Origin of the sequence: Streptomyces sp. DvalAA-43, from assembly GCF_900091725.1 — a bacterium.
Taxonomy (GTDB): Bacteria; Actinomycetota; Actinomycetes; order Streptomycetales; family Streptomycetaceae; genus Streptomyces; species Streptomyces pulveraceus.
This window is the reverse complement of sequence record NZ_FMBW01000043.1, coordinates 479,041-486,960: the sequence shown is the minus strand read 5'-3', so window position 1 is coordinate 486,960 and position 7,920 is coordinate 479,041. Positions and strand designations below refer to the sequence as shown.

Annotated in this window: 6 protein-coding genes; 5 read left to right on the top strand and 1 reads right to left on the bottom strand. The window is 70.7% G+C overall.

Going from position 1 to position 7,920, the window contains the following annotated elements:
* The first annotated feature begins 34 nt into the window (after positions 1-34).
* From GA0115234_RS16780 to GA0115234_RS16770, 3 genes are all read left to right on the top strand, one after another.
* Positions 35-1,267 (top strand): arginine deiminase, encoded by a 1,233-nt coding sequence (locus tag GA0115234_RS16780; RefSeq protein WP_093542355.1) that lies wholly within the window; start codon positions 35-37, stop codon positions 1,265-1,267.
* A 148-nt stretch (positions 1,268-1,415) separates the two neighbouring features.
* The gene (gene argF / locus GA0115234_RS16775; protein ID WP_093542353.1) at positions 1,416-2,432 is read left to right on the top strand and encodes an ornithine carbamoyltransferase; all 1,017 of its coding nucleotides are present in this window, start codon (positions 1,416-1,418) and stop codon (positions 2,430-2,432) included.
* A 184-nt stretch (positions 2,433-2,616) separates the two neighbouring features.
* A complete protein-coding gene (locus GA0115234_RS16770) occupies positions 2,617-4,059 on the top strand; it encodes an amino acid permease (RefSeq protein ID WP_093542351.1) in 1,443 nt (480 codons plus the stop codon).
* A gap of 10 nt (positions 4,060-4,069) precedes the next feature.
* On the opposite strand, the gene GA0115234_RS16765 is transcribed toward GA0115234_RS16770, so the two are convergent.
* The gene (locus GA0115234_RS16765) at positions 4,070-4,501 is read right to left on the bottom strand and encodes an ATP-binding protein (protein ID WP_093542350.1); all 432 of its coding nucleotides are present in this window, start codon (positions 4,499-4,501) and stop codon (positions 4,070-4,072) included.
* A 255-nt stretch (positions 4,502-4,756) separates the two neighbouring features.
* Here GA0115234_RS16765 and GA0115234_RS16760 point away from each other — a divergent pair, with 255 nt between their 5' ends.
* Positions 4,757-5,584: an enoyl-CoA hydratase family protein gene (locus GA0115234_RS16760; protein ID WP_093542348.1), complete on the top strand. Its 828-nt coding sequence runs from the start codon at positions 4,757-4,759 to the stop codon at positions 5,582-5,584.
* 4 nt (positions 5,585-5,588) lie between these two features.
* Complete coding sequence (locus GA0115234_RS16755) at positions 5,589-7,901, top strand: bifunctional salicylyl-CoA 5-hydroxylase/oxidoreductase (protein WP_093542347.1); 2,313 nt, start codon at positions 5,589-5,591, stop codon at positions 7,899-7,901.
* Positions 7,902-7,920: the final 19 nt, after the last annotated feature.

Sequence of the window (7,920 nt, the reverse complement as noted above, 5' to 3'; positions counted from 1 at the left end):
AGTGAACGGGCCCGCGCACGGTGAGGATGGAGGCATGGGATTCCATGTCGACTCCGAGGCCGGGCGGCTGCGCCGCGTCATCCTGCACCGCCCCGATCTGGAACTGAAGCGGCTCACCCCCAGTAACAAGGACGCGCTCCTCTTCGACGACGTGCTCTGGGTGCGCCGGGCCCGCGAGGAGCACGACGGCTTCGCGGACGTGCTGCGCGACCGAGGTGTGGAGGTGCACCTCTTCGGTGATCTGCTCCGTGAGTCGCTGGACATCCCGGTGGCCAGGCGGCTCGTCCTGGACCGGGTCTTCGACGAGAAGGAGTACGGCCCGCTCGCCACCGAGCATCTGCGGGCCGCCTTCGAGGAGCTGCCGAGCGCCGAGCTGGCCGACGCGCTCGTCGGTGGGATGACCAAGCGGGAGTTCCTGACCGGGCACCGCGAGCCGACCTCCGTCCGCTTCCACGTCATGGACCTGGACGACTTCCTGCTGGACCCGCTGCCGAACCACCTCTTCACCCGGGACACCTCGGCCTGGATATACGACGGGGTGTCCATCAACGCGATGCGCTGGCCGGCCCGGCAGCGCGAGACCGTCCACTTCGAGGCGATCTACGGCCACCACCCGCTCTTCACCGGCCCCGAGGCGGGCGCCTTCCACCGCTGGTCGGAGGGGCAGGACGACTACCCGTCCACCATCGAGGGCGGCGACGTCCTGGTCATCGGCCATGGCGCCGTACTCATCGGAATGAGCGAACGCACCACCCCGCAGGCGGTGGAGATGCTGGCCCGCGGGCTGTTCGACGCCGGTTCGGCCCGCACGATCGTGGCGCTCGACATGCCCAAGCGCCGGGCGTTCATGCACCTCGACACGGTGATGACGATGATCGACGGCGACACCTTCACCCAGTACGCCGGCCTGGGCATGCTCCGTTCGTACACCATCGAGCCCGGCGACGGGCCCAGGGACCTGAAGGTCACCGACCATCCGCCCGAGCAGATGCACCGGGCGATCGCCCACGCCCTGGGGCTGGACTCGATCCGGGTCCTCACCGCCACCCAGGACGTGCACGCCGCCGAGCGCGAGCAGTGGGACGACGGCTGCAATGTGCTGGCCGTCGAGCCGGGACTCGTCGTCGCGTACGAGCGCAACGCCACCACCAACACCTTTCTGCGCAAGGAGGGGATCGAGGTCATCGAGATCCGCGGCAGCGAACTCGGCCGGGGCCGGGGCGGTCCCCGGTGCATGAGCTGTCCGGTGGTGCGCGACCCGGTGTAGGGGCGGGCACGGTCGGGGACGGCCGCGTCCACGGGGACGGGCACGCCCACATGGCGCGGGGCGACCATGCCGTATAGCGATGCATGGTGTCGTATAGACTTCCAGAGTCACTGTACGCGCGACCCTCGCCCGACCCAGGAGCTGTCCCATGGCCATAGACCTCGCAGGCCGCCACTTCCTCAAGGAGCTGGACTTCACGGCCGAGGAGTTCCGCGGCCTGGTCGAGCTCGCGGCCGAGCTCAAGGGCGCCAAGAAGTCGGGGACCGAGACACAGCGGCTGCGTGGCAAGAACATCGCGCTGATCTTCGAGAAGACCTCGACCCGCACCCGCTGCGCCTTCGAGGTGGCCGCCGCGGACCAGGGCGCGTCCACGACCTATCTGGACCCCTCCGGCTCGCAGATGGGGCACAAGGAGTCGGTGAAGGACACCGCGCGTGTCCTCGGCCGGATGTTCGATGGCATCGAGTACCGGGGCGACAGCCAGGCGGCCGTCGAGGAGCTGGCCGCCCACGGCGGCGTTCCGGTCTTCAACGGACTCACCGACGACTGGCACCCCACCCAGATGCTCGCCGACGTCCTCACCATGACCGAGCACAGCGACAAGCCGCTGGAGCGGATCGCCTTCGCCTATCTCGGCGACGCCCGCTTCAACATGGGCAACTCCTACCTGGTCACCGGCGCCCTGCTGGGCATGGACGTACGGATCGTCGCGCCGAAGGCGTACTGGCCCGCCGAGGGGATCGTCGCCGAGGCCCACCGGCTGGCCGGTGCGAGCGGTGCGACGATCACCCTGACCGAGGACGTCGCCGAGGGCGTCGGCGGCGCCGACTTCGTCGCCACCGACGTCTGGGTCTCCATGGGCGAGCCCAAGGAGGTCTGGGCCGAGCGCATCGCGGCCCTGGCGCCGTACGCCGTGACCATGGACGTGCTGCGCGCCACCGGCAACGCCGGGGTGAAGTTCCTGCACTGCCTCCCGGCCTACCACGACCTCGGCACCGAGGTCGGACGCGGGATCGAGGCCGACTACGGGCTGACGGAGCTGGAGGTCACCGACGAGGTCTTCGAGTCCGCGCACTCGGTCGTCTTCGACGAGGCGGAGAACCGGATGCACACGATCAAGGCCGTGCTGGTGGCGACCATGGCGTCCCCGGCGGCCGAGGGCTGAGCGGTAAGCGCTGCATGATCATGCGCCCGATGGGGTGAACATGCGCAAAGGCGACTAATATAGGGCGTCCTGGTGGGGTTCGAGCTCGCACGCTCGAACCCCATTTTCCGTGTGCGCCGCCGGAGTCCCCACAGCCCCCGGCCACGCGTCCCCCACATGCTCCACCAGAGAAGAGACCATCCCCGTGAGTCCGCCGCGCCCACCGAGCCCCCCGCACCCGTCCGGGCGGCGCATCAAGAATCCCCACCAGCTGATCGCCGAGTCCGGCGCCGACCTGGAGGGGCACGGTCTCAAGCGCACCATGGGGCTCTTCCAGCTGGTCTGCTTCGGCGTCGGTGCGGTCGTCGGGACCGGTATCTTCGTCGGCCTCTCCGACAGCGTCGCCGAGGCGGGCCCCGCGGTGGTCCTCTCCTTCGTGCTCGCCGCGATCACCTGCATCTTCACCGCGTTCTCCTTCGCCGAGCTGGGCAGCGCCATCCCGGTCTCCGGCAGCTCCTACTCCTTCGCCTACGCCACCCTCGGTGAACGCGTCGCCTTCCTCGTCGGCTGGTGTCTGCTGCTGGAGTACGGCGTCTCGGTCTCCGCGGTCGCGGTCGGCTGGAGCCAGTACGTCAACGAGCTGCTGGACAGCCTGTTCGGCGCGCAGCTGCCGGCCGCCCTCTCGGCGGGACCCGGCGACGGCGGTGTGATCAACCTGCCCGCCGTCCTGGTGGTCATGATGGCCGCCACGCTGCTGGTGCGCGGTGTGCGGGAGAGCGCCGGGGCCACCGCCGCGATGGCGGTCCTCAAGATCACCATCCTGATCCTGTTCTGCGTCATCGCCTTCACGGCCTTCGAGCACGGAAACCTCACGCCGTTCTTCGCCCACGGCGCGGGCGGGGTCACGGCCGGTGCGTCGCTGGCGTTCTTCTCGTACATCGGCTTCGACGCCATCACCACCGCGGGCGAGGAGGTCAAGAACCCCCGGCGGAACATCCCGGTCGCGATCATGGTCTGTATCGGCCTGGTCACCCTGCTCTACTGCGCGGTCGCGCTCGCCGCCATCGGCGCGCTGGGGCCCGAGGCCGTCGCCTCCCGTCCGGCGGCGCTCTCGATCGTGGTCGACCAGGTCACCGACTCGACCGTCGGTGGCGGGGTCATCGCCTTCGGAGCGGTCGTGGCGATCGCGTCCGTGGTGCTCGCGGTGATGTACGGGCAGACCCGCATCCTGATGTCGATGTCCCGTGACGGACTGATCCCCCGGGTCTTCGAGCGGGTCTCGCCGCGCACATCGACACCGGTCGCCAACACCTGGATCGTGGCGGTCGTCTTCGCCGTCCCGGCGGCCTTCGCGTCGCTGGGGGTGGTGGTGAATCTGACGACCATCGGCACCCTGGCCACCATGGTCGCGGTGAACCTCGCGGTGATCGTGCTGCGGCGCCGCAACCCCGAGGTGAAGGGCTCGTTCCGGGTGCCGCTCTATCCGCTGAGCCCGCTCCTGGGCGTCGGCTTCTGCCTCTATCTGATGTACGGGACGGGCTGGGCGACCTGGATCCAGTTCGCCGTCTTCCTGCTCGTCGGCGCGACGGTGTACGCCTGTTACGGCCGCGGCCGTTCCCGGCTGGCCGCCGCCGGCACCGCCCGGTGAGGGCGACGGGTCAGCTCTGGGGCGTGAGGGACGGCAGGGTGAACCACACCGCCTTGCCGTGCTCGGTCGTGCGGTGACCGCAGGACGAGCTGAGCGTCCGGATCAGCAGCAGGCCCCGGCCGTGCTCCTGCCAGGGGTCCGGCTCGCCGCCCGGGTGCGGGAAGGCGAGCCCGTCCGGCGGGGCGGGGTCGCGGTCGTGCACCTCGACCTGGCAGCCGGACGGCAGGAGCTCCACGACCAGCTCGATCGGTTCGTCGCTCCGGGTGTGCTCGACCGCGTTGGCGACCAGCTCCGCGGTGAGCAGCTCGGCGGTGTCTGTGTCGGCGGGTGCGTCGATGTCCGCGAGCGCGGTACGGATCAGGGCGCGGGCGATGGGCACGGCCGCCGTCGAGTGCGGTAGCGCGATCCGCCAGGAGGCGGGAAGAGGGACATCGGTAGGCACGGCATGGTTTCCGTTCCGCGGGTGGGATGCGGGGACTCTCTGCGGTTCAAGACGTCTCGCTTTCGGTTCAAGACTTCTCGGTTTCAACCTTACGAAGTGCAACGACACAGACAAGGGACTGCCGACCGGTATGAAAGGGACGTTCGCCACTTCTTCCTCGCCCTCTGCTTATCGCGTGCTCGTGACGGAAGTCACGTACGGGTGATAAGTTCGGGGTGCAGGCAGCAGCCCGACGGCTGAAGGGGAGCCCCCTCCATGAGCCCGTTTCCCAGTTCCGCACCGCACACGGACGACTGGCGCCATCTGCGGCTGACGACGGACGACGGGGTAGCCACCGTCACGCTCGCCCGGCCCGAGAGACTCAACGCGCTCACCTTCGGCGCCTACGCCGATCTGCGCGACCTGCTCGCCGAACTGTCCCGCGAACGCAGCGTGCGTGCCCTGGTGCTCGCGGGGGAGGGCCGCGGCTTCTGCTCCGGCGGAGATGTCGACGACATCATCGGCGCGACACTCGCCATGGACACCGCCCGGCTCCTCGACTTCAATCGCATGACCGGCCAGGTGGTGCGGGCCCTTCGTGAGACCCCCTTCCCCGTCATCGCCGCCGTACACGGGGTGGCGGCGGGTGCGGGTGCGGTTCTCGCGCTGGCCGCCGACTTCCGGATCGCCGATCCGTCGGCCCGTTTCGCCTTCCTGTTCACCAAGGTCGGCCTCTCCGGCGGCGACATGGGCGCCGCCTACCTGCTGCCCCGTGTCGTCGGCCTCGGTCACGCCACCCGGCTGCTGATGCTCGGCGAACCCGTCCGCGCACCCGAAGCGGAACGGATCGGGCTGATCAGCGAGCTGACCGACGAAGGCCAGGCCGATGTGCGCGCGGCGGCGCTCGCCCGCCGTCTCGCCGACGGACCGGCGCTCGCCCTTGCCCAGACCAAGGCCCTGCTCACCGCCGAACTCGACATGCCGCTCGCCGCCGCGGTCGAGATGGACGCCGCCACCCAGGCCCTGCTGATGCACGGCGAGGACTACGCGGAATTCCATGCCGCCTTCACCGAGAAGCGGCCCCCGAAGTGGCGGGGCAGGTAGCGCGATGCCCTCCGAAAAGACTCCGGCCGACACGACCCGGACGGGCGTACGGCGCATCGCGGTCATCGGCGGCGGCCCCGGCGGGCTCTACGCCGCGGCCCTGCTCAAGCGGCTCGACCCGGCCCGCGAGATCACCGTCTGGGAGCGCAACGCCCCCGAGGACACCTTCGGCTTCGGTGTCGTCCTCTCCGACGAGACCCTCGGCGGCATCGAGCACGCCGACCCCGTCGTGTACCGGTCCCTCCAGGACGCATTCGTACGCTGGGACGACATCGACATCGTCCACCGCGGCGTGACCCAGACATCCGGCGGCCACGGCTTCGCCGCGCTGGGCAGACGCAGGCTGCTGCGGATCCTGCACGACCGCTGCGATTCCCTCGGCGTACGCCTCCGCTTCCGCACCGAGGCGCCACCCGCCGCCGAGCTGGCCGCCACCCACGACCTGGTGATCGCCGCCGACGGCGTGCACAGCCTCACCCGTACCGCCCACGCCGACACCTTCGGCCCCCGCCTCACCACCCACCGCTGCCGCTACATCTGGCTCGCCGCCGACTTCGCCCTCGACGCCTTCCGCTTCGAGATCGCCGAGACCGCGTACGGCGTGATGCAGCTGCACGGCTACCCCTTCTCGGCCGACGCCTCCACCGTCATCGTCGAGATGCGCGAGGAGGTCTGGCGGGCCGCCGGATTCGACCGCTGCGAGGTCGAGCACTCGACGCTGCGCTGCGCCAAGATCTTCACCGAGGCGCTCGGCGGCCGGCCGCTGCGCTCCAACAAATCCTCCTGGCTCAGCTTCCGCACCGTCGTCAACGACCACTGGTCGCACGGCAACACGGTCCTCATCGGCGACGCCGCCCACACCGCGCACTTCTCCATCGGCTCCGGCACCAAGCTCGCCGTCGAGGACGCCCTCGCGCTCGCCGCCTGCATCGAGGAACAGCCCGACCTGCCGAGCGCACTGACCGCGTACGAGGCCGAGCGCCGACCGGTCGTCGAATCGACCCAGCGGGCCGCCGCGGCCAGCCTGCGCTGGTTCGAGGAGCTCGGCACCTATGTCGACCAGCCGCCCCGCCAGTTCGCCTTCAACCTCCTCACCCGCAGCCGCCGCGTCACCCACGACAACCTCCGGCTGCGCGACGCCTCCTTCACCGCCGCCGTCGAGACGGAGTTCGGCTGCGCCCCGGGCGTCCCGCCGATGTTCACCCCGCTGCGGCTGCGCGGTCTCGAACTCCGCAACCGCGTCGTCGTCTCACCCATGGACATGTACTCGGCCGTCGACGGCGTCCCCGGAGACTTCCACCTCGTGCACCTGGGCGCACGCGCGCTCGGCGGTGCCGGTCTCGTCATGACGGAGATGGTGTGCGTCAGCCCCGAGGGCCGCATCACCCCCGGCTGCACCGGCCTCTACACCCCGGAACAGGCCGCCGCCTGGACCCGGATCACCGACTTCGTCCACGCGGGCGCGCCCGGCACCGCCATCGGCGTGCAGCTCGGCCACTCCGGGCGCAAGGGCTCCACGCGACTGATGTGGGAGGGCATCGACCAGCCCCTCGACCAGGGCAACTGGCCGCTCGCCGCCGCCTCCCCGATCCCGTACGCGGACGGTGTCAGCCAGGTCCCGCACGTCCTGGACCGGGGCGGGCTCGACACCGTCCGCGAACAGTTCGCCGCCGCCGCCCGGCGCGCCGACCACTGCGGCTTCGACCTGCTCGAACTCCACTGCGCCCACGGCTACCTGCTCTCCGGTTTCCTCTCGCCGCTCACCAACCACCGCACCGACGAGTACGGCGGCTCCCTGCGCAACCGGCTCCGCTTCCCCCTCGAAGTCTTCGACGCGATCCGGGAGGACTGGCCCGACGACCGGCCCATGACCGTCCGGATCTCCGCCACGGACTGGGCCGAGGGCGGCACCACCGCCGAGGACGCCGTCGAGATCGCCCGCGCCTTCGTCGCCCACGGGGCCGACGCCATCGACGTCTCCACCGGCCAGGTCGTCCCCGACGAACACCCCGAGTACGGCCGCTCGTACCAGACCCCGTACGCGGACCGGATCCGCAACACCCTGTGCGTGCCCGTCATCGCGGTCGGCGCGATCTCCTCCTGGGACGACGTCAACTCCCTGCTGCTCGCGGGCCGCGCCGACCTCTGCGCCCTGGCCCGCCCTCACCTCCACGACCCGCACTGGACCCTGCACGCGGCGGCCGAACAGGGCTACGAAGGACCGGGCGCGCCCTGGCCCCTCCCGTACCGCGCGGGCAGCCGCACCCCACCGACGGGCCGCACGGACGCCCCGAAACCACGGCTCACGCTGGGGTGACGGGCGGGCCCGGGTCGCG

Excerpts from the sequence above, each read along its gene's own strand:
- GA0115234_RS16755 (WP_093542347.1), top strand. The coding sequence starts at position 5,589 with ATGCCCTCCGAAAAGACTCCGGCCGACACGACCCGGACGGGCGTACGG.
- argF (WP_093542353.1), top strand. The coding sequence starts at position 1,416 with ATGGCCATAGACCTCGCAGGCCGCCACTTCCTCAAGGAGCTGGACTTC.
- GA0115234_RS16760 (WP_093542348.1), top strand. The coding sequence starts at position 4,757 with ATGAGCCCGTTTCCCAGTTCCGCACCGCACACGGACGACTGGCGCCAT.
- GA0115234_RS16780 (WP_093542355.1), top strand. The coding sequence starts at position 35 with ATGGGATTCCATGTCGACTCCGAGGCCGGGCGGCTGCGCCGCGTCATC.